Annotated in this window: 20 protein-coding genes and 4 tRNA genes; 11 read left to right on the top strand and 13 right to left on the bottom strand. The window is 73.1% G+C overall.

From position 1 onward, the window contains the following. Positions 1 to 109: 109 nt before the first annotated feature. Positions 110 to 181, bottom strand: a tRNA-Val gene (locus ACYVDA_RS17145). Positions 182 to 520: 339 nt separating this feature from the next. Between ACYVDA_RS17145 and ACYVDA_RS17150 the strand changes: the two genes are divergently transcribed. Then, positions 521 to 946 carry an SsgA family sporulation/cell division regulator gene (locus ACYVDA_RS17150; RefSeq protein ID WP_460819662.1) on the top strand — a complete coding sequence of 142 codons (426 nt, stop codon included), beginning with the start codon at positions 521 to 523 and terminating at the stop codon, positions 944 to 946. Positions 947 to 1,012: 66 nt separating this feature from the next. Here ACYVDA_RS17150 and ACYVDA_RS17155 read toward each other — a convergent pair whose 3' ends face one another. Beyond that, the gene (locus tag ACYVDA_RS17155) at positions 1,013 to 1,843 is read right to left on the bottom strand and encodes an aminotransferase class IV (protein WP_460819663.1); all 831 of its coding nucleotides are present in this window, start codon (positions 1,841 to 1,843) and stop codon (positions 1,013 to 1,015) included. Positions 1,844 to 1,991: 148 nt separating this feature from the next. On the opposite strand from ACYVDA_RS17155, the gene ACYVDA_RS17160 reads away from it, so the two are divergent. From ACYVDA_RS17160 to ACYVDA_RS17190, 7 genes are all read left to right on the top strand, one after another. Next, positions 1,992 to 2,064 (top strand) — tRNA-Gly (locus ACYVDA_RS17160). A 35-nt stretch (positions 2,065 to 2,099) separates the two neighbouring features. Further along, positions 2,100 to 2,170 (top strand) — tRNA-Cys (locus ACYVDA_RS17165). Between the two features lie 15 nt (positions 2,171 to 2,185). Further along, positions 2,186 to 2,257 (top strand) — tRNA-Val (locus ACYVDA_RS17170). A gap of 220 nt (positions 2,258 to 2,477) precedes the next feature. After that, entirely contained in the window at positions 2,478 to 3,266 is a 789-nt protein-coding gene (locus ACYVDA_RS17175; RefSeq protein WP_460819664.1) for a class I SAM-dependent methyltransferase, read from the top strand. A 159-nt stretch (positions 3,267 to 3,425) separates the two neighbouring features. Continuing rightward, positions 3,426 to 3,581 carry a hypothetical protein gene (locus tag ACYVDA_RS17180; RefSeq protein WP_460819665.1) on the top strand — a complete coding sequence of 52 codons (156 nt, stop codon included), beginning with the start codon at positions 3,426 to 3,428 and terminating at the stop codon, positions 3,579 to 3,581. 28 nt (positions 3,582 to 3,609) lie between these two features. Then, positions 3,610 to 3,762, top strand: coding sequence for a hypothetical protein (locus ACYVDA_RS17185; protein ID WP_460819666.1), 153 nt, complete (start codon positions 3,610 to 3,612; stop codon positions 3,760 to 3,762). Between the two features lie 126 nt (positions 3,763 to 3,888). Continuing rightward, complete coding sequence (locus ACYVDA_RS17190) at positions 3,889 to 4,353, top strand: hypothetical protein (protein ID WP_460819667.1); 465 nt, start codon at positions 3,889 to 3,891, stop codon at positions 4,351 to 4,353. 28 nt (positions 4,354 to 4,381) lie between these two features. Here ACYVDA_RS17190 and ACYVDA_RS17195 read toward each other — a convergent pair whose 3' ends face one another. From ACYVDA_RS17195 to ACYVDA_RS17205, 3 genes are read right to left on the bottom strand one after another with little or no spacing between them, the layout of a single operon-like run. Next, positions 4,382 to 5,224, bottom strand: a complete 843-nt coding sequence (locus tag ACYVDA_RS17195) for an alpha/beta fold hydrolase (RefSeq protein ID WP_460819668.1) — start codon at positions 5,222 to 5,224, stop codon at positions 4,382 to 4,384. Between the two features lie 25 nt (positions 5,225 to 5,249). Further along, positions 5,250 to 5,963 carry an enoyl-CoA hydratase gene (locus ACYVDA_RS17200; RefSeq protein WP_460819669.1) on the bottom strand — a complete coding sequence of 238 codons (714 nt, stop codon included), beginning with the start codon at positions 5,961 to 5,963 and terminating at the stop codon, positions 5,250 to 5,252. Positions 5,964 to 6,007: 44 nt separating this feature from the next. Continuing rightward, positions 6,008 to 6,463, bottom strand: a complete 456-nt coding sequence (locus tag ACYVDA_RS17205; RefSeq protein WP_460819670.1) for an NUDIX domain-containing protein — start codon at positions 6,461 to 6,463, stop codon at positions 6,008 to 6,010. Between the two features lie 147 nt (positions 6,464 to 6,610). On the opposite strand from ACYVDA_RS17205, the gene ACYVDA_RS17210 reads away from it, so the two are divergent. Beyond that, a complete protein-coding gene (locus ACYVDA_RS17210) occupies positions 6,611 to 6,988 on the top strand; it encodes a LapA family protein (protein WP_460819671.1) in 378 nt (125 codons plus the stop codon). Here ACYVDA_RS17210 and ACYVDA_RS17215 read toward each other — a convergent pair. Both ACYVDA_RS17215 and ACYVDA_RS17220 read right to left on the bottom strand, forming a co-directional pair. Further along, complete coding sequence (locus tag ACYVDA_RS17215; protein WP_460819672.1) at positions 6,975 to 7,502, bottom strand: mismatch-specific DNA-glycosylase; 528 nt, start codon at positions 7,500 to 7,502, stop codon at positions 6,975 to 6,977. The genes ACYVDA_RS17210 and ACYVDA_RS17215 overlap by 14 nt on opposite strands. A gap of 3 nt (positions 7,503 to 7,505) precedes the next feature. Beyond that, the gene (locus ACYVDA_RS17220) at positions 7,506 to 9,860 is read right to left on the bottom strand and encodes an AI-2E family transporter (RefSeq protein ID WP_460819674.1); all 2,355 of its coding nucleotides are present in this window, start codon (positions 9,858 to 9,860) and stop codon (positions 7,506 to 7,508) included. 141 nt (positions 9,861 to 10,001) lie between these two features. Here ACYVDA_RS17220 and ACYVDA_RS17225 point away from each other — a divergent pair, with 141 nt between their 5' ends. After that, positions 10,002 to 11,897, top strand: a complete 1,896-nt coding sequence (locus ACYVDA_RS17225) for a KUP/HAK/KT family potassium transporter (RefSeq protein ID WP_460819675.1) — start codon at positions 10,002 to 10,004, stop codon at positions 11,895 to 11,897. Positions 11,898 to 11,910: 13 nt separating this feature from the next. Here the strand turns inward: ACYVDA_RS17225 and ACYVDA_RS17230 are convergent, their stop codons facing one another. From ACYVDA_RS17230 to ACYVDA_RS17245, 4 genes are all read right to left on the bottom strand, one after another. Next, a complete protein-coding gene (locus ACYVDA_RS17230) occupies positions 11,911 to 12,378 on the bottom strand; it encodes a PGPGW domain-containing protein (RefSeq protein WP_460819677.1) in 468 nt (155 codons plus the stop codon). A 46-nt stretch (positions 12,379 to 12,424) separates the two neighbouring features. Then, a complete protein-coding gene (locus ACYVDA_RS17235; protein WP_460819679.1) occupies positions 12,425 to 13,516 on the bottom strand; it encodes a potassium channel family protein in 1,092 nt (363 codons plus the stop codon). A gap of 8 nt (positions 13,517 to 13,524) precedes the next feature. Beyond that, the gene (locus tag ACYVDA_RS17240; RefSeq protein ID WP_460819680.1) at positions 13,525 to 13,875 is read right to left on the bottom strand and encodes a hypothetical protein; all 351 of its coding nucleotides are present in this window, start codon (positions 13,873 to 13,875) and stop codon (positions 13,525 to 13,527) included. Positions 13,876 to 13,970: 95 nt separating this feature from the next. After that, the gene (locus tag ACYVDA_RS17245) at positions 13,971 to 15,050 is read right to left on the bottom strand and encodes a YihY/virulence factor BrkB family protein (RefSeq protein WP_460819681.1); all 1,080 of its coding nucleotides are present in this window, start codon (positions 15,048 to 15,050) and stop codon (positions 13,971 to 13,973) included. Positions 15,051 to 15,068: 18 nt separating this feature from the next. Here ACYVDA_RS17245 and ACYVDA_RS17250 point away from each other — a divergent pair, with 18 nt between their 5' ends. Next, positions 15,069 to 16,718 (top strand): acyl-CoA dehydrogenase family protein, encoded by a 1,650-nt coding sequence (locus tag ACYVDA_RS17250; RefSeq protein ID WP_460819682.1) that lies wholly within the window; start codon positions 15,069 to 15,071, stop codon positions 16,716 to 16,718. 309 nt (positions 16,719 to 17,027) lie between these two features. Here ACYVDA_RS17250 and pgm read toward each other — a convergent pair whose 3' ends face one another. Continuing rightward, a complete protein-coding gene (gene pgm / locus ACYVDA_RS17255) occupies positions 17,028 to 18,671 on the bottom strand; it encodes a phosphoglucomutase (alpha-D-glucose-1,6-bisphosphate-dependent) (protein WP_460819683.1) in 1,644 nt (547 codons plus the stop codon). Next, positions 18,668 to 19,918: a glucose-1-phosphate adenylyltransferase gene (glgC, locus tag ACYVDA_RS17260; protein ID WP_460819684.1), complete on the bottom strand. Its 1,251-nt coding sequence runs from the start codon at positions 19,916 to 19,918 to the stop codon at positions 18,668 to 18,670. Before glgC ends, pgm begins: the two co-directional genes overlap by 4 nt. Between the last annotated feature and the right edge of the window lie 10 nt (positions 19,919 to 19,928).

Genomic DNA, 19,928 nt, shown 5'->3' on the forward strand with positions numbered 1-19,928 from the left:
GGAACGGGGACGGGTGGCGCAGGACCCGGCGATCGTAACGAGGTCCGGGTACGACGAACGCCCCGGCGCGGTGCCGGGGCGTCGTGGTGGACGGGTGGGTCCTGCTGGGTGGGCGATACTGGGTTCGAACCAGTGACCTCTTCGGTGTGAACGAAGCGCGCTACCACTGCGCCAATCGCCCGGGTGGTCCACGTTGCGGTGGAACCCTGCCCCGCCTCGTCCTGCGGTGCGTCGAGAACACTAGCGCAGACCGTCCGGCCCCACGAACCGGCCCCCGGACGAACGCCTCGCGTATCCCTAGTCTCGAAATTCGGCACCCCACCCGGTCCACCTGACTAGACCATTGACCTGCAGAAATAGACCAGTAGGGGAAAACAGGTAGACCACCCCTGGGATGTATCGGACATTTCGGAACTTCACCCTGCATGGAGACTCGTTGTTGCGCAGACTCCTCTCAACGCGTGAGGGCGCGGGACGAGGACCTCGATCAAGAGGCCCGGTCGAACACGAGGGAGTCACCATGAAGCAGACGAGGACCGCCCAGGTCATCACCGAGAGCGTCGAGCTGGAGTTCGTCGACCCGCAGGGAGAGGCCACCTCCATCGAGGCCGACCTGGTCTTCGACCCCGCCGACCCCTACGCGGTGACCACGGTCTTCCGCACCGGCGTGCAGGAGGTCCTGTGGACCTTCGGCCGCGAGCTGCTGGTCGAGGGCCTCTACGAGCCCACCGGCGACGGCGACGTCCACGTCTGGCCCTGCCTGAGCTCGACCGGCAGCGCCGTCGTCATCATCGAGCTGTGCTCCCCCGACGGCGAGCTCCTCGTGCAGGCCAGCTCGCGCATCGTGGCCGGCTTCGTCGCCCGCATGCTGGCCGCCGTCCCCGACGGCCAGGAGAGCGCGTTCGTCAACTTCGACACCGAGCTGAGCGCACTGCTCGCCTCCTAGCGGCGCACCCCGGGCCCTCGGGCCCGATCGGCCACCGCCGCCCTCGCACCTCGAGCAGCCGGACCCCTAGGGGTCCGGCTGTTCTGCTTCCCGGACGCGCCACAGGTCCATCAGCTCGCGGGTGACCGGCCCCGGCGCGTCCAGCTCGCGGCCGTCGACCCGGTGGACGCCCTGGACGTCCCGGGTGGTGCTCAGCAGGAACACCTCGTCCGCAGTGTCGAGCACCTCGACCGGCTCGTCGACCTCGCGCACGTCGGCCCACTCCAGCAGCAGCGCCCGGGTGATTCCGGCCAGGCACCCGGCGGCCAGGGTCGGCGTACGCACCTCGCCGTCGACGACGTAGCCCACGTTGCTGCCCGTGCCCTCGCACAGGTGGCCGGCCAGGTTGGCGAAGATCGCCTCGCTGGCCCCGTGCTCGGCCGCACGGGCGAGCGCGACGACGTTCTCGGCGTACGACGTGGACTTGACGCCGGCCAGCGCCCCGCGCTCGTTGCGGGGCCACGGGACCCGCGCCACCGCCGTGGTGCCCGGAGAGGGGTCCATCGAGGTGGCGACCACGACCAGCGTGGGCCGCGACTCCCCCGCTGCGACGCGTCCCGACCCCAGCGGCGACGGACCGGCCGTGCAGGTGATCCGCAGCTTGCCCAGGGCGACGTGCTCGGCGGCCAGGGCGGCCCGCACGCCCTCGCGGACCCGGTCGGCGTCGGGCGCCGGCAGCCCGAGGGCCGCAGCGGAGCGTCCGAGCCGCTCGAGGTGGCGGCTGAGCGCGAACGGCACGCCGTCGACGACCTTGACGGCCTCGAAGACCCCGTCGCCCACGGTGAACCCGTGGTCGGTGACCCCGAGGACGGGCGCCCTCGGGTCGTCCAGCAACCGACCGTCCACCCACGTCTGCATGGCCGGCACCCTATGCCGAGGGCAGCGTCCAACCGGCCCCACCAGCCCCAACGCGACCGAGGGACCCCCGTTTTTGCACTCCGCGCAACGTCCGCTACTGTTCTTCTCGCACCGCAGGAAGCCCCCCGGGGATGCCAGCGGAACGCAAGCGGACGTAGCTCAGTTGGTAGAGCGCAACCTTGCCAAGGTTGAGGTCGCGAGTTCGAGCCTCGTCGTCCGCTCGTTTTTGTTAAACCGGGTCATGTCTGGCCTCCACGGTGGGTTGGCCGAGAGGCGAGGCAACGGACTGCAAATCCGTCTACACGGGTTCAAATCCCGTACCCACCTCGAACTCAAGATCTAGGGCGATTGGCGCAGCGGTAGCGCGCTTCCTTGACACGGAAGAGGTCACTGGTTCAAACCCAGTATCGCCCACCGAACAGAAACAGCCTCTGACCTGCGGAAACGCAGCCTCAGAGGCTGTTCGTCATTGACCACGTGTCCACGCTCTCGAGGCCCGCTCGTCCGGTCCGCGCCGCACAGGGGTGCTCCCAGTCCTGCACCCCGGATGTGCTGTCGACGGCCGGCTGACAGTGGACCAGGGGTATGTGAGTAGATGTCGGTTTCCGGTCCCCCCGCTCGTACGTTGGTGGTCATGGACAACGGCGAACTCGGCAGCTGGGGCTCCCCCGACGTGGTCTCCCGCTACGCCACGGAGGGATTCTCTGATCCGGGGGAGGCGGCCGCGATGTCGGCGATCGACACGCAGGCGCGGGGATCCGTGCTGGACGTGGGAGTGGGCGGAGGTCGTACCACCGGCCTGCTGCACAGGACCGCGCGGTCCTACGTGGGGGTCGACATCTCAGCAGAGATGCTCGAGCTCGCGCGCAGCCGGTTCCCCGGTGTCGACCTGCGGGTCGCAGACGCACGGGACCTCGGTGACTTCGACTCGAACGCCTTCGACCTCGTGGTCTTCAGCTTCAACGGGATCGACGCGCTCGACCACGCGGGCCGCCTCGAGGCGATCCGGGAGCTGAGCCGCGTCCTGGCGCCCAGGGGCAGGCTCGTGTTCTCGAGCCTGAATCGCGACGGAGCCAGCTGCGACGAGCGGCCGTGGACCTTCTGGCGAGGACGGCAACCCCGTGAGGTGGTGCTCGATGTCGCCAGGAAGGTGCGCCACCCGCGACGTGAGGTTCGAGCGGTGCGCAACTACCGACGCACCCGGTCCCTCGCGGTGCGCGCGGCCGACTGGAGCGAGGTGCCCATGCGCTCGCACGAGTTCCGGTTCCTGGTCCACTACGCGACCGTCGGCGCCACCGTCGCCATGCTGCGCGACGTGGGACTGGCAGTGGAGTCCGCGCACGACAAGGGGGGTCGGCCGGTGGACCCCCACGAGGAGCACTCCGACGCCGACTACGTGCACTACGTGTGCCGCCCCGTCTAGATACTCCTCGACCGGGCCGGATGCCGAGGACGCGCGCTGCCGCGAGGTGGGGCAGGACGAGACCTTCCGACTCCCCACCAGCGCCGTGGTCCCTCGTCGCGCCCTCGCCCGTGGTCTCGGGCAGGGTGCTCACACCCGAGCTCGGGGTACTGGGCGTCCATGACGACGACACCGGCCGGCCCCGTGCAGGACCCCGACCAGCAGCCCATCATCCGACCCGACGAGGATCCCGGGCACCGGCCCGACCCGGACATCACGCCGGCGCCCGAGGACGTACCGGACGGCCCTCAGGTCGTCGCGGACCCGGAGGGTTGAGACCGGCGCTCGCGGGCACGGGACGGTCATGACGACTGCACCCCTCGAGCCCGTGACCGACCCCGGCGCCGTGCCGGACGACACCCCGGAGGCCTCCCCCGAGGTCAGCCCGATCGCGCCGGGCGAGGACCCGGGCGTGACCCCGCAGAGCGATCCCGAGGTGCAGCCGCAGCCGGCCTAGGTCTCAGCACCGCCAGGTGAGACCTCCCTCACCTTCGGGTCTGCTGTGACGGATGGGGCGAAGGGGGAACATAGGAGGAGCGCGCTGCTTCCCCACGCGCCTTCGTACGATCCCCAGGCGGTCCCGGTGTCACTCCACCCCGTGCGGCACGAGCTGCGCACCTTCGAGCAGCTGCACACCTTCCTGCGCCTCCGAGCGCGCGACAGCCTCGGGGACCAGGGCGGCGCGGGCCTGCGGCTGCTGCGCGAGCTGCGCCTCGCCCAGGCCGAGGTCCGCAGCCGCCCCGACCGCCGCGGCGCGGTGATCGTGCGGCTGCGTCGGCTCGCCCTGGCCCACCGTGCCCACCCGGACTTCGACGAGGCCTGGGAGCTGCCCTCGCCGGACGCGCACGTCTCCGAGGCGATGGACCTGCTGGTGAACGAGCGCGGCGTCGACCTCGGGACGGCCGCCCAGCTCCTGACGGCGTACGCCGAGGTGGCCCGCTGCGAGCTCGTCGACGCCGCCACCGTGGTCATCGAGGCGCACGCCGACTCGCTCTCGCCCGACGACTCCCCCCGGACCGGGGACGCGGGCGACCTCGAGCCCGCCTGAGGCCGCCTGAGGTCGCCGGACGAGGGGGTCAGGCGCCGGCGGCGACCCGGCGGCGTACCTCCTCGGCGACCACGTCGGGCACCTCGTCCGGCGACCAGTGGCTCACCCCGGGCAGCCGGACGAACCGGTAGTCCCCCGTGACGTGCGCCGCGCACCCGGTCGCCGCGGCCTCGCTGGTGGCCCGGTCCGCCTCGCCCCAGACGTACGTCGTGGGCACGTCGACGGCCGGCATCCGGCCCAGGTCGCGCCCCATCGCGCGGTACCACCCCAGCGCCGGGGTGAGCGCGCCACCGGCCATCAGCTCGACGTAGTGGTCGACGTCGTCCGCGCCCACCACCCCGTCGTAGATCGCGCGGAGCTCCCGGGCGTCGTCGGCCAGGAGCTGCTCCTCGTGCCCGGGCCGCCGGAAGTCCGCGAGGTACGCCGAGAGCCGGCGCTGCTCGGGGTCCTCGGCCACGGCGCGACCGAAGGCCGCCAGGTGCGGGATGGACAGCGCGGTCAGGGTCAGCACGTGGGGTGCGTGCATCGCCGCGAGCTGCCACCCCACCGAGGCGCCCCAGTCGTGCCCCACCACGTGGACCCGGTCGTGGCCCAGCGCGGCGGCCACGGCGAGGGCGTCGGCGGCCAGCTCCCGGACCTCGTACGCCGACACCTCGGCCGGCCGCGCGCCCGGGGAGTAGCCGCGCTGGTCGGGGACAATCAACCGGTGGTCGGCCTCGAGCCGCTCCACGACCGGCCACCACGAGCGGGACGACTGCGGGAACCCGTGCAGGAGCAGCACCGGCGGGGCGTCCTGCGGCCCCGCGACGGTGACGTCGAAGGTGAGGCCGTCGTGCTCGACCGTGGTGCGTCGCCAGTCCGCTCGCGTCATGACAGGGAGCCTCGCACGGGACGGCTCAGCGGCCGGTGAACACCGGCGCGCGCTTCTCGCGCCGGGCCGCCGACGCCTCGGCCACGTCCGCGCTGGCCCAGCACGCCGCGAAGGTCCGGGCGACCTGCGCGTCGTCGGCGCCGTTGAGGACGCCCTTGCTGTGCGCCAGCGACAGCGGGGCCAGGCGGGCGATCTCGTGGGCCCAGCCCACGGCGTCGTCCAGGTCACCGGCCCGGTCGGCCAGCCCGTGATGGAGGGCCTCCTCGGCGTCGAGGAGCTCGGCGGCCAGCATCAGCCGCCGGGCCACGCCGCCGCCGGCCACCTCCGCGAGCGTGCGGATGGTCCAGGCGTCGACCGCCATCCCGTTGCGGGAGGTCGGCACGCCGAACCGCGCGGTGGGGGCCGCCACGCGCAGGTCGCAGGCCAGCGCCAGCTGCGTGCCCGCTCCGATCGCGGGCCCGTTGACGGCCGCGACGAGCGGCACCGGCAGCTGCGTCAGCCCGTGCAGCATCGCGTAGAGGGCCTCGATGAACTCGTCGCCGTACACCCCGTCGAGGTCGGCCCCCGAGCAGAACGACGACCCCCGGCCGGTCACGACCAGGACGCGCGCGCCCGCCTCGACCTCGGCGGTCGCCGCCTCCAGCAGGGCCCGGCACAGGGTCAGGTCCAGCGCGTTGCGGCGGTCCTCCCGCTGCAGCTCGAGCACGGACACGTCGTCGGTTCGCGAGACTCCCAGCACGCCGGTGAGCCTACGAGGGACGGCGCGGGGCCGGTCGGCCGGTCTCAGCCGAGCAGGGCCTCGCGCAGCGTCGGCCAGTGCGCGCGCAGGCCCGGGTGCAGGGCGTAGCTCTCGACCTGGGCCAGGTCCACCCAGACGGTGCGCTCGGCCTCCCAGCTGGTCGAGCCCGCCGCCGCCAGCTCGGGGTGCTCGGGCAGCTCGGCCTCGGCCAGGACGTAGGTGTAGGCCCAGTCGCCGTGGTCGGTGCCGACGACCGTGCTCGTGACACGCAGGGAGCGGGGGTCGAGACCCGCCTCCTCGTGGGCCTCGCGCAGGGCCGCCGCGCGCACCGACTCACCACGCTCGAGGGCGCCGCCCGGCACGCCCCAGGTGCCGCCCTGGTGCACGTGGACCGACCGCTTCTGCAGCAGGACCGCGGTGCGGGCGGGGTCGCTGAGCAGCAGCCCGGCCGCGCCGTACCGGCCCCAGTGACGCTCGCCGCACGAGCACGTCTTCCACACCCCCCGATCCTGGCAGGCCACCGGTGAGCAAGCCCACGCGCGTCTCGGGCGCGATCGCGCATCACCGGATGGGCAGAGGGGTACCTTGCCGACGACGGCCGCACTTCTCAGGGCCCGTCCCCCGCACGACGACGCAGGAGCACCCACGTGAGCACCGAGCAGCCCACCCCCGAGCGGCCCACCGGCCCCACGAGCAGCGCCCCCACCACCGGGTCGACGAAGGCCGAGCAGCCCGGCAAGCCCGGCAAGGGCGTGAAGGCCGACAACCCGCTGCGCGGCTCGCGCACGAGCGGCACCTGGGTCGCCGTGCTGCTGCTGGTCGTCGTGCTGGTGCTGCTGGCGGTCTTCATCCTGCAGAACACCCAGAAGGCCCAGGTGTCGTTCTTCGGCTGGACCGGTCAGGCGCCGCTGTCGGCCACCCTGCTGATCGCCGCCGCCGGCGGTGCGCTGATCGTCGGTGCGGCCGGGGCCCTGCGCATCCTCCAGCTGCGACGCCGCGTGAAGCGCGAGCTCAAGACCCGCTGACGCCGCCCCCGTCGGACAGGCCCGACGCCTGGGCCAGCTCGCGCCACCACGCGAGGCGGTGCGGGCGTCCGTCGTAGTCCTTGCGGCGGTTGGCGCCGCTCGGACCCGGCAGCACGAAGACCTGGGCGCCGCCGAGGTACCACTGCGTCGGTCCCAGCACCCGCGGCGGCCGCTCCCCCAGGGCCCGCGCCGCGGTCTGCGCGACGCCCTTGCCGGTGAAGGCGAACCACTCCGGCTGCCACCGCTCGACCTTGGCCACGAGCTCGTCGACGTCGACGCTCGGCGGGTCCCAGTGGCCCACGAGGTCCGTCGTCCCCAGGCCGTACGCCGGGAGGCGGTGCTCGTCGTGCGGCTGCAGCCGCTCGGGCGTCATCCCGGACGCGTGCAGCAGCTCGTAGAACGCGTTGCCCGGCGTCTCGTAGCGGTGCTCGCGACTCTTCGTGCTCTCCGCGCCGGCCAGTCCGCAGAACACCACGACCGGCTCGGCCCCGACGACGTCGGGCAGCACCCACACGGCTCAGCCCTCGGCAGGGCCGACCGGGGACGGCTCCGGCGCACCGCCCAGCACCTCGGCCAGCGCGGCCCCCAGGCGGTCGCCCGAGAGCCAGGCGCCCTCGACCTTGGAGACCGGCCCCCAGCCGTCGCCGCAGACCCCGAGCGGCGTGCCGCCCACGTCCTGGAGCAGGAACGGCGCGGGCCGCTCCCCCGAGGCCTTGGCCTGCGACCACCGCTGCACGTGGGTCTCGAGCGGCTCGTGGTGCAGGTCGAGCAGCCGCTTCAACGCTGCCAGCAGCTCGGGCAGCGCGGCCTGGGGGTCCTCGAGGTGGGCGGCGGCGTACGCCGGGGTCGAGTGCGCCACCAGGACGGGCGCGTCGTCGCCCCGACGCCGGCCGTCGTCGGCGACCCAGGACAGCACGTCGTCGTCGTTGACGAAGGCCCCGTCGAGGTGGCCGTCCGCGGGGTCCCACGTGCGCTCGGCGAAGACGGCGCTCAGCGCCAGGGTCGGGTCCGAGGGCCGGTCCAGGCGCTCGGCGACGGCGTCCAGGGTCGTCCCGGGGGTGCTGCCCACCTCGAGCAGCCGCCGCGCCTGGGCGTCGGGCATGGCCAGGACGACCGCCGCGGCCGCGCGCCCGTCGACGAGCAGGGTCCCGGTGTCGTCCAGGGCCACCCGGGTGACCTCGTGGCGGCGTACGGGGAGGTCGGCGAGGAGGTCCTCGACCAGCGAGCGCAGCCCGTGACCGGCCCCCCACCGGACGGGCCCCTGCTTGCGGGTGGCCCGTTCGACCGGGTGCGGGCCCTCGGACGCGGACAGGACGTGGAAGGTGTCGGTCCAGGGACGCGCGAGCCCACGCCGCTCCCAGTCCGAGGCGACGGCGGCGAAGCCGTCGTCGGAGACCGTGAAGTACGACGCCCCGGTGTCGACCGGCCGGCCCGCCAGCGTGCGGCTGGCCATCCGTCCCCCGACCCGCCGGCCCCGGTCGACCAGCTCGACCTCGACGCCGCTCGCCCGCAACCGGCGCGCGCAGGCGGCCCCGGCGATGCCGGCCCCCACCACGACGACGGGAGACGGTTCGGGCCGCTCGGGGACGGGTGCGGCGGCAGGCTCGACAGCGGGCATGGCCTCAGCCTGCCAGGGGCCCCTCACCCCGGAGCCCTGCTCCGAGGGGGCGTCGGGACCGTCGCCATCGGGGTCCGTGTCCTCCTCGTCGGTGGCCAGGTCCTCACGGCGCTCGACGTTGGGGTTGTCCACCTCCTCGTCGGTGCGGGCCCGCACCACGTCGTCGAGGTAGCGCAGGACCACCGCGGCCACCGCGGCGGTCGGCACGGCCAGGAAGGCGCCGGTGATGCCGAACAGCGTCGAGCCGAGCGTCACCGACAGCAGCACGACCGCGGCGTGGAGGTTCATCGACTTCGACTGCAGCCAGGGGCTCAGCACGTTGCCCTCGAGCTGCTGCACGGCCACGATCACGGCCAGGATGACCAGCGCGCCGCCGGTGCCGACCGAGACCAGGGCGACCAGGACGGCGATCGAGCCGGCCACGAAGGCCCCCACGATCGGGATGAAGCCCGCGAAGAACGTCAGGATCGCCAGCGGGATGGCCAGCGGGACCCCCACCACCAGCAGGCCGGCGCCGATCAGCACGGCGTCGATCAGGGAGACCAGCGCCTGGGTGCGGATGAACCCGCCCAGGGTGCTCCACGCGCGCGTGCCGATCTCCTCGAGGTGGGCGCCCGCGCGGGGACCGGCGGAGCGGTGCAGCCACGGCAGGAAGTGGCGGCCGTCCTTGAGGAACAGGAAGCTCAGGATCAGCGTGATCACCAGCGTGACGACCCCGTTGGTCAGGGCCGAGACCCCCGTCAGCACCCCCGAGGCGATGCTGCCCGCGGACCCCGACAGCTTCTGCTGCAGGCCCTGGAGCGCGGCGTCGATCTGCGCCTTCGAGACGAAGCTGCTGCTCTGCACCCAGCCCTGCACCTGCTGCAGGCCCTGGTTGGCGCTCGTGACCAGCTGGCTGCTCTGCCCCGACACCGAGGGGGCGATGGCGAAGCCGATCCCGACCACGACCAGGATCGCGCCGACCAGCGTGGCCGCGGCCGCCAGGCCGGAGGGGAACCGGGCCCGCGTACGCAGCAGGTCGCTGACCGGCCCCAGCACGGTGCACAGGACCAGCGCCAGCAGGACCGGGAAGATCACGAACCAGCCGTACTTGACCAGCAGGCCGAGCAGGACGGCCCCGAGCGCGATCGCCACCATCCGCAGGCTCCAGCGGGCCGTCCAGTCCACGCCCTGGCCGATCACCCGCTCCCGCGAGGGCAGCGTGCTGCCACCCGCTCCCGTCGTGTCGTGCCCCTGGTCCCTCGTATCTCCCATGGGTCCACCCTGTCAGCAACCTGACGATGCCTCCACGTCGCCCGCAGCGGCCCCGGGTGGACAGCACCCTGGTCAGCGAGCCGCTCGCGCGAGAGGATCCGACCTGGCCGGCAGGCGGCCGCGAGGTGCTCGGGAGGAACTGTGGGCCAGGGTGCCGGTCGCGGCGGGTCGCTCGTCCTGACCGTCGGCGCGCTCGGCGTGGTGTTCGGCGACATCGGGACCAGCCCCCTCTACGCGCTGCGCACCATCCTGGGCGAGTCCGGCCCGCTGACCCGCGACACCGTCCTCGGGGTCACCTCGACGCTGCTGTGGTCGATGGTCGTCGTGGTCACCGTGCTGTACGTCGGCCTGCTGCTGCGCGTCGACAACGAGGGCGAGGGCGGCCTGCTCGCCCTGGTCGCGCTCGTGCGGCGGACCAGCACGCGCGGCCGCAGCATCGGCCTGGTGACCGTCCTGGGGATGATCGGCGCCGCCATGTTCCTCGGCGACTGCGTCATCACTCCCGCGATCTCGGTGCTGTCGGCGGCCGAGGGGCTCGAGGTGGCGAACCCCTCGTTCAAGGTGGCGGTGCTGCCCATCGCGGTGGTCCTGCTGGCCGGGGTGTTCGTGCTCCAGCGCATCGGCACGGGGGTGATCGGGAAGTTCTACGGCCCCGTGATGGTGGTCTGGTTCCTGCTGCTCGCCGTCACCGGCGCGGTCTCGCTGGCCCACGACCCTGGCGTGCTGGTGGCGCTCTCCCCCCACCTGGCGGTCGGCTTCTTCCTCGCCGACCCGCTCACGGCCTTCCTGTCCCTCGGGGCGGTGATCCTGACCGTGACCGGGGCCGAGGCGCTGTACGCCGACCTGGGCCACTTCGGTCGCCGGGCGATCAGCTCGGGGTGGCTGCTCGTCGTCCTGCCCGCGCTGGTGCTGGCCTACCTGGGCGAGGCCTCGGCGGTGATCCGTGACCACGGGGCCGCCTCGCAGCCGTTCTACTCCGTCGTGCCGGGGTGGGCCACGATCCTGGTGCTGGTGGTGGCGACCGCGGCGACGGTGATTGCGTCGGAGGCCGTGATCGCGGGCGCCTTCACCGTGCTGCACCAGCTCGCCGGCCTCGGGCTGTTCCCCTACCTGCGCACCGAGCACACCTCGCGCCGTCACGCGGGCCAGATCTACCTGCCCGCGGCCAACTGGGCGCTCGCGGTCGGGGTGCTCGCGGTGGTCGCGGTCTTCCGCAGCTCGGCCAGCCTGTCCTCGGCGTACGGCGTGGCGGTGAGCTCGACGATCCTGGTCACCGCCACCGTCTACATCGTCCTGGACCGGGCGCGTCACCCGCGGACGACCGCGCGTCGCGTCGTGGCCGTCGCCTGCTGGCTGGTCGTGGCCGTCTTCTGCGCCGCCACCGTGCCCAAGCTGCTCACCGGCGGGTGGGCGCCCGCCGGCATCGGGCTCGCGCTGTTCGTGGTGATGTCCACCTGGCGCTCGGGGCAGCGCCGGCTCGCCGTGGCCCGCGAGAGCAGCGAGAGCACGCCGGAGCAGATGCTGCGCGAGCTGCTGGAGTCGGGCTGCGTCGAGCGCCGGGTCGAGGGCAGCGCGGTGTTCCTCACCCCCGACCCCCGGGTCGCGCCGCTGTCGCTGCGCACCGTGGTGGAGACCGGCTACGCCATGGCCGAGCACGTCGTGCTGCTGAGCTGGCAGGTCGAGGACAAGCCGTCGGCCTCCCCCGACGCGACGGTGGTCGAGGTCGACACCTTCGGCGACCGCTACGAGGGGATCCTCGCGGTCGCGGTGACCCTCGGCTACCGCGAGCGCCTCAACATCGACCACGTCCTGGAGGTTGCCTGCGAGCAGGAGCCCGAGGCCATGCGGGGCGTCGACCACCGCGAGGCCCGGTTCTTCGTCTCCGACCCCATCCCCCGGCTCTCGCGCGGATCGGGGATGGCGGTGTGGCGCCAGCGGGTGTTCCTGGTGCTGGACCGGCTCAGCACCGACCGGATGGAGCAGCTGTCGCTGCCGGCGGACCGCACCGTCGTGATCGGTCGCGAGTTCTGGCTCTGAGCCCCCGGCGCGGTCAGCCCGCGACGCGGTCGCGCCGCTGCGGACCGCCCTGAGGGGTGCCGTCCTCGCGCAGGCGCACGAAGCTGTAGACCAGCAGCGCCAGCGCCGCCAGGCCGGAGAGGATCAGCGTCGAGCCGGTGCCCCAGCCACCCTTGAGCCACCACTCGTCGGCCAGCGGCCACCACTGGGGGGAGTCGGGACCCAGGCCCCACACGATGCCCAGCCCGACCAGCCAGACCACGCCGAGCACCGAGAGCAGGATCCGTGGCCAGGTGCGGACGCTGTCGGCGGCACCCTTCATCGCCCACGCCTTGACCGTGTCGAGCCGGCGGTCGGCCCACTCGAACTGGGTGGCCAGGATGACCATGCCGAGGACCACCACGACGGCCCCGGGGCCGGGCAGCGGCATCAGCACGACGCCCAGGGCGAGCACCAGCCCGCCGACGACGGCCACGCCCCACTTCTTCGCTGTGCTCTTCACGTCCCCGAGGATACCGAGGGCCACCAGGGTGCGCCGGAGCTGCGACTCAGTCGTCCTCGTCGGCGAAGGTCTCGCCGTGGGTGCCGGGGCGCGGGGCCCACGGCAGCTCGCGCGCAGGGCGTACGACGATCAGCTCGTCGCCCCGGGCCAGCAGGGTCACCGTCGGGTCGAAGTAGCGGTAGACCTTCTCGTCGCGCACGACCGCGATGACCTGGTCGGGCAGCGACTGGGGCGCCTTGCCGACCTCGCTGACCAGCAGGTCGCGCTGGGCCACCTCGAGGCCCTCGCCGTAGGTCAGCAGGTCCTCCATCACCGACCCGAGGTTGGGCGAGAACGACGACAGCCCGAGCAGCCGCCCCACCGCGTCGGAGGAGGTGATCACCGAGTCGGCGCCGCTCTGCTTCACCAGCGGGACGTTGTCCTGCTCGCGCACCGCGGCCACGATGTAGGCGTCGGGGTTGAGCTGGCGCACCGTGAGGGTCGCGAGCACCGTGGTGTCGTCGCGGGCCGTGGTGATGATGACCTGGCGGGCCCGCTCGACACCGGCCCGGCGCAGCACCTCGCGGCGCGTCGCGTCGCCGGTGACCACGGCCAGCCCGTCGGCGTGCCCGTCCTCCTGGGCGATCGGACGCGGGTCGACCACGACGATCGACTCGCGCGCGGTGCCGTTGCTGACCAAGGTGTCCACCGCGCTGCGGCCCTTGGTGCCGTAGCCGATGACGACGACGTGCTGGTCCATGTTCCTCCTCCACCGGGCGACCCGGAAGATCTCTCGGCCCTGGGCGGCCAGCACCTCCAGCGTGGTGCCGATCAGCAGCACCAGGAAGGCGATGCGCAGCGGCGTGATCAGGAAGGCGTTGACCAGCCGGGCGCTGTCGGAGGCCGGGGCGATGTCGCCGTAGCCGGTGGTGCTCAAGGTGACGGTCGTGTAGTAGATCGCGTCGATCAGCGAGACCTTGTTGCGCGGGTCGCTGTTGTCCACGTAGCCGCCGCGGTCGGCGTACACCAGGGCCACGGTGACGCCCAGGATCGCGACGGCGACCAGGAACCGGAAGCCCAGCTGCCACCACGGCGACCGGGTGCTCTCGGGGAGCTTGAGCAGGCCCGAGCGGGTCTGGTCGGTCGTGTCGTCGGCCACCCGGCGCCTCAGCCGACCACGTCGCCGTAGATGACGACCTGCTGCTGGCGCTTGCCGCGGTCCTCACCCGACTGGCTCACCGAGACGAACCGGAACTTCTCCCCGGCCCGCGGCGTCCGGGCGGCCGGCGTACGGCGCAGGGTGCCGCACAGCACGCCCTGGGAGTCCACGCCCTCCTGCCCCTGCACGCCGTCGCCCTTGAGGCACAGGCGCGACCGGGAGGTGTCGAAGCTGACGACGGTGCCGGTGGTGCGCTCGGGGACGCCCGGTGTGGCCACCGTGCCGACGAGGTAGCCGGCCAGGAGGCACAGGGCGCCTCCGGCGACGAAGACCGGGGTCGGCAGGGTCACGTTTCCCACGTCACGAAGCATCGCACGCGCACACCCGACCGCCCGGCAGCGACCCGGTCGGGCCCCGTCCGGCCCGGGTCCGGCCCGGTCTGGCCCCGTCGCAGCTAGGAGCGCTGCTCGCGGACGCGCCGCGCGGGCACCGAGGCGGGCTCGGGGTCCGCTGCGGCCGGCTCGTCCCGCGCGTCGTCCGCCTCCGGGCCGGCCGGGGTGGGCTCGTCGGAGGTCTGGCGCCAGGGCAGGACCGCGTCGAGGCTGAGGCTGCGCAGCCGCTCCATCCGGGCGCTGGTGAGCTCCTTCTGGGGCCACACGTGGTCGAACGCGGCGTTGAGCGCGGCCCCGATCAGCACCGCGATCGAGAGCAGGTAGAGCCACAGCAGCACCGCGATCGGGGCGGCCAGGGGGCCGTAGATCGAGGTCGAGCCGCTGGCCGTCGACACCAGGACCCAGCGCAGCAGGGCCGAGCCGAACACCCAGCAGAACATCGTGAACACCGCGCCCGGGAGGTTGTAGCGCCAGGCCGTCCGGACCGGGACCGAGACGTGGTAGAGCGTGGCCAGGAACAGGATGCCCAGCACGAGCACCGTGGGCCAGTAGAGCCCGACCAGGAAGTCCAGCCGGTCCGGGAGCCAGCGACCGAGCATCGTGGGGCCGACCACGACCAGCGGCACCACGACGACGCCGATCAGCATGCCCAGGACGTAGAGCAGGAACGACAGGGCGCGGGTGCGCACGATGCCGCGGTGACCGCCCAGGCCGTACATGATCGTGATGGTGTCGACGAAGACGTTCAGCGCGCGCGACCCCGACCACAGCGCGAGGACGAAGCCGATCGACACCACGTCGTAGCGACCACCGGCCAGCACCTCGTTGAGCGTGGGCTCGATGATGCTGGCGACCGTCTGCGGGGTCAGCGCCTGACCGGCGATGCTCAGGACGGTGGTGCGCACCTCGGTGATCTGGCTGGCGCTGAACTGCGCGAAGACGTAGCCGATCGAGCCCGCCAGCGCGAAGATCAGCGGCGGCAGCGACAAGACCGCGAAGAACGCCGCCTCCGCCGCGAGCCCGGTGACCCGGTGGCGCATGCAGGTGCTCACCGTCGAGACCACGAGCCGCCACAGGTCGCCCCGGACGTCCTGCCAGGAGCGCCCGGACGGCCAGCGCACGCTGCTGCCGGCCCGACCCATGGCCACTAGGTTAGGCCCATGACGTCCTCAGCCCTCGGCGACGAGCGGGTCGCCCGCAACCAGGCTCCGCCCCTCGTGGGCCACGACGTGGTGTCCTCCGACGCCGCCCTGACCGAGGCGGTGCTGCGGCACGCCACGCCCGAGGTGCTCGACTCGCTGGTCGAGGTCGGGGTGCAGGCGGGCACCGAGGAGGCCCGGGAGCACGGCGTGCTGGCCAACCGGCACCACCCCGAGCTGCGCACCTTCGACCGCTACGGCAACCGGATCGACGAGGTCGAGTTCCACCCCTCGTGGCACTGGCTGATGGAGCGCGGGGTCGGCCACGGGCTGCAGGCGGCGCCCTGGGAGCAGGACTCGCCGCACGCCCACCTGCGCCGGGCCGCCGGGTTCTTCGCCTGGTCCCAGACCGAGCCGGGGCACGGCTGCCCCCTGTCGATGACGTACGCCGCCGTCCCGGCGCTGCGGGTCGACGACGCGATCGCCAAGGAGTGGACCCCCAAGCTGGCCGCGCCCTCCTACGACCCCGGCGTGCGCGTCCTCGCGGACAAGACCGGCGCGCTGGCCGGCATGGGGATGACCGAGAAGCAGGGCGGCTCCGACGTGCGGGCCAACCAGACCCAGGCCCGCCCCACGTCGGTCGACGGGGAGTACACGCTGCACGGCCACAAGTGGTTCACCTCCGCGCCGATGAACGACGTCTTCCTGGTGCTGGCCCAGGCGCCCGGAGGGCTGACCTGCTTCCTGCTGCCCCGGGTGCTGCCCTCCGGCGAGCGCAACCGGCTCGACGTCGTACGGCTCAAGGACAAGCTGGGCAACCGCTCCAACGCCTCCTCCGAGCTGGAGTTCGACGGGACCTGGGCCCAGCGCCTGGGCGACGAGGGCCGCGGGGTGCGCACGATCATCGAGATGGTCGCCGCGACCCGCCTGGACTGCGTGCTCGGCTCCGCCTCCCTGATGCGCAAGGCGCTGGCCGAGGCGTCGTGGCACGTCGCGCACCGGTCGGCGTTCGGCGGGCTGCTGGGCGACAAGCCGCTGATGCAGAACGTCGTGGCCGACCTCGCCGTGGAGTCCGAGGGAGCCACCGCCCTGGCGATGCGGCTGGCCTCGGCCGTCGACCGCCGCGACGACGCCCACGAGGCGGCCCTGCGCCGGATCGCGCTGCCGCTGGCCAAGTTCTGGGTCTGCAAGCGCACCCCGATGATGGTCGCCGAGGCGCTGGAGTGCCTGGGCGGGAACGGGTACGTCGAGGAGTCCGGCCTGCCGCTGCTGTTCCGCGAGTCGCCGCTGAACTCGGTCTGGGAGGGCTCGGGCAACGTCAACGCCCTCGACGTGCTCCGGGCGCTGTCGCGGGAGCCCGAGACGCTCCAGGCCTGGCTGACCGAGGTCGGCCTGGCCCGCGGCGAGGACCCGCGCCTGGACCGCGCGGTCGAGGGGGTGCTGTCCCTGCTGGGCGACGCCGAGACCCTCGAGGTCTCCGCGCGACGCCTCGCCGGCCAGATGGCCGCCTGCCTCCAGGCCTCCCTGCTGGTGCGCCACGCTCCCCCGGCCGTCGCCGACGCCTTCTGCGCCACCCGCCTGGGCGGCGACTACAACGGCACCCTCGGCACCCTCCCCGTCGGCACCGACCTCCGCACCATCGTCACCCGCACCACCCCGACCCTGGCCTGACAGGAGATCCCCGCGCCGCCCTGACAGGCCTGACAGGGGGGGTAGGGACCCGCCGCGCGCCGCCGACCGGGGGCGTGGCGCACGCTCGACGGTGCCCACCGGGGGTTCAGCGCGCGCTCCACGTCGCCGAGCGGGGTCTCCTGGCACGCTCGACGGCGCCGACCGGGGACTTCGTGCAGCCGCGGACCTGCAGGGCGGGCGCGGATGCCCCGGTCGGCGGCGTACGGCGGGCGCGGATGCCCCGGTGGGCGGCGTACGGCGTGCGCGGATGGCCCGGTGGACGGCGTACGGCGTGCGCGGATCCCCCTGTCAGGCGCCCAGGGCGGCCGACACGACCTCGCGGGCCTCCTCCTGGACCCGGGCGAGGTGGTCGGGGCCCTGGAAGGACTCGGCGTAGATCTTGTAGACGTCCTCGGTGCCGCTGGGGCGGGCGGCGAACCAGGCCGAGGCCGTCGTGACCTTCAGGCCGCCGATGGCGGCACCGTTGCCGGGGGCCTCGGTGAGCTTGGCCGTGATCTCCTCCCCCGCCAGCGAGGTCGCGGTGACGTCCTCGGGTGACAGCGCGGCCAGCTTGGCCTTCTGGTCGCGGTCGGCCGGCGCGTCGATGCGGGCGTACGCCGGATCGCCGTGCGCCTCGACCAGCCGCGCGTAGTGCTGGCTGGGACTCCTCCCGGTCGCGGCGAGGATCTCCGAGGCCAGCAGCGCGAGGATGATCCCGTCCTTGTCGGTCGTCCAGGCGCCACCGTCGCGCCGCAGGAACGAGGCGCCGGCCGACTCCTCGCCGCCGAAGCCGAACGAGCCGTCGATGAGGCCGGGCACGAACCACTTGAAGCCGACCGGGACCTCGACCAGCGGACGGCCCAGCGACTCGGCGACCCGGTCGATCATCGAGGAGGACACCAGCGTCTTGCCGATGCGCGCCGAGGACGGCCAGTCGGGCCGGGCACCGCCGAAGAGGTGCTCGATCGCCACGGCCAGGAAGTGGTTGGGGTTCATCAGCCCGGCGTCGGGGGTGACGATGCCGTGCCGGTCGGAGTCGGCGTCGTTGCCGGTGGCGATGTCGTACTCGTCCTTGCGGCTGATCAGGGAGGCCATCGCCGAGGGCGAGGAGCAGTCCATCCGGATCTTGCCGTCCCAGTCGAGCGTCATGAACCGCCACGTGGGGTCGACCAGCGGGTTGACCACGGTCAGGTCGAGGCCGTGGCGCTCGGCGATCTCACCCCAGTAGTGCACGGCCGCGCCCCCGAGCGGGTCGGCGCCGATGCGCACCCCGGCGGACCGGATCGCCTCGAGGTCGACCACCGAGGGCAGGTCGTCGACGTAGGTGCCGAGGAAGTCGTAGCCCGACGCCTGGGCGCGCGCCCGGGTGAACGGGGTGCGGCGCACGTCGGTCAGGCCCGCGGCGATCAGCTCGTTGGCCCGCGCGGCGATCACCTTGGTCGCATCGGAGTCGGCCGGGCCGCCGTGGGGCGGGTTGTACTTGAAGCCGCCGTCGGTCGGCGGGTTGTGGGACGGGGTCACCACGATCCCGTCGGCGAGGCCCGGCCCGGACGTGCGACCGCCGTTGGCCCGCAGGATCGCGTGGGAGACCGCCGGGGTCGGGGTGTAGGCGTCGCGGTCGTCGACGAGCACGGTCACGTCGTTGGCGACCAGCACCTCGAGCGCCGTGGCCCACGCCGGCTCGGAGAGTCCGTGGGTGTCGCGGCCGATGAACAACGGACCGTCGTACCCCTGGTCCTTGCGGTAGTCGCAGATCGCCTGGGTGGTGGCCAGGATGTGGTCCTCGTTGAACGAGGTCTTCAGCGAGGAGCCGCGGTGCCCGCTGGTGCCGAAGGCGACCTGCTGGTCGACGTCGTCGGGGTCCGGGCGCTGGGTGTAGTAGGCGGTGACCAGGTGGGCCACGTCGACCAGGTCACGGGCCTCGGCGAGCTGGCCGGCGCGGGGGTCGCTCACGGCGTCACCTGCTGGCCCTTGGCCAGCACGGTCAGACCGTCCTCGACCACGAACCCGCGCGCCCGGTCGGCCTCGGCGTCGACGCCGATCTGCGCGCCGGCGGGCACGACCACGTTCTTGTCCAGGATCGCGTTCTTGACCACCGCGCCCTCCCCGACGCTGACGCCGTTGAGGAGCACCGAGCCCTCGACGCGGGCGCCCGAGGCGACGCGCACCGACGGGGACAGGACCGACTCGCGGACCGAGCCACCCGTGACGACGACGCCCGGGGACAGGATCGAGTTGTAGACCGTCACCGGGGCCATGCCGTCGCCCTCGACCAGCTTGGCCGGCGGCTGCGGACCGTAGGTGGTGTAGATCGGCCACTCCTGGTTGTAGAGGTTGAACACCGGGAGGTGGGCCACGAGGTCCATGTGGGCCGCGTAGTAGGAGCCCATCGTCCCGACGTCGCGCCAGTAGCCGCGGTCGCGGTCGTTGGAGCCCGGGACGACGTTGTCCTTGTAGTCGTAGACGCCGGCCTCGCCGCGCTCGACGAAGGCCGGGATGATGTCGCCGCCCATGTCGTGCTTGGAGTCCTCCAGGTCCGCGTCGCGGCTCACGGCGTCGCGCAGCGCATCGGCGTCGAAGACGTAGTTGCCCATCGAGGCCAGGACCTCGTCGGGCGAGTCGGGCAGCCCGGTGGGGTCCTTCGGCTTCTCCAGGAAGGCACGGATCCGGTCGGGTCGGGCCGGGTCGACGTCGATGACGCCGAACTGGTCGGCGAGCGAGATCGGCTGGCGGATGGCGGCCACCGTGGCGGCGGCGCCGCTCTCGACGTGGGCCTCGACCATCTGGGAGAAGTCCATCCGGTAGACGTGGTCGGCGCCGACCACCACGACGATGTCGGGCTTCTCGTCGTCGAGCAGGTTCATCGACTGGAAGATCGCGTCGGCGCTGCCGAGGTACCACCGCTTGCCCACGCGCTGCTGGGCCGGCACCGGGGTGACGTAGTTGCCCAGCAGCGTCGACATCCGCCACGTGGTCGTGACGTGGCGGTCCAGGCTGTGCGACTTGTACTGCGTCAGCACGACGACCTGGAGGTAGCCGGAGTTGACCACGTTGGACAGCGCGAAGTCGATCAGGCGGTAGATGCCGCCGAACGGCACCGCCGGCTTGGCCCGGTCGGCGGTCAGCGGCATCAGCCGCTTGCCCTCCCCCCCGGCCAGGACGATCGCGAGCACCTTCTTGCGGCGAGACGTTGCACTCATGGGTCGAACC

The organism is Nocardioides korecus (assembly GCF_054778395.1).

What these genes read in the sequence shown, in the direction of transcription:
- ACYVDA_RS17150 (WP_460819662.1), top strand. Translation starts at nt 521, where the DNA reads ATGAAGCAGACGAGGACCGCCCAGGTCATCACCGAGAGCGTCGAGCTG.
- ACYVDA_RS17155 (WP_460819663.1), bottom strand. Translation starts at nt 1,843, where the DNA reads ATGCAGACGTGGGTGGACGGTCGGTTGCTGGACGACCCGAGGGCGCCC.
- ACYVDA_RS17175 (WP_460819664.1), top strand. Translation starts at nt 2,478, where the DNA reads ATGGACAACGGCGAACTCGGCAGCTGGGGCTCCCCCGACGTGGTCTCC.
- ACYVDA_RS17180 (WP_460819665.1), top strand. Translation starts at nt 3,426, where the DNA reads ATGACGACGACACCGGCCGGCCCCGTGCAGGACCCCGACCAGCAGCCC.
- ACYVDA_RS17185 (WP_460819666.1), top strand. Translation starts at nt 3,610, where the DNA reads ATGACGACTGCACCCCTCGAGCCCGTGACCGACCCCGGCGCCGTGCCG.
- ACYVDA_RS17195 (WP_460819668.1), bottom strand. Translation starts at nt 5,224, where the DNA reads ATGACGCGAGCGGACTGGCGACGCACCACGGTCGAGCACGACGGCCTC.
- ACYVDA_RS17220 (WP_460819674.1), bottom strand. Translation starts at nt 9,860, where the DNA reads ATGGGAGATACGAGGGACCAGGGGCACGACACGACGGGAGCGGGTGGC.
- ACYVDA_RS17245 (WP_460819681.1), bottom strand. Translation starts at nt 15,050, where the DNA reads ATGGGTCGGGCCGGCAGCAGCGTGCGCTGGCCGTCCGGGCGCTCCTGG.
- ACYVDA_RS17250 (WP_460819682.1), top strand. Translation starts at nt 15,069, where the DNA reads ATGACGTCCTCAGCCCTCGGCGACGAGCGGGTCGCCCGCAACCAGGCT.
- glgC (WP_460819684.1), bottom strand. Translation starts at nt 19,918, where the DNA reads ATGAGTGCAACGTCTCGCCGCAAGAAGGTGCTCGCGATCGTCCTGGCC.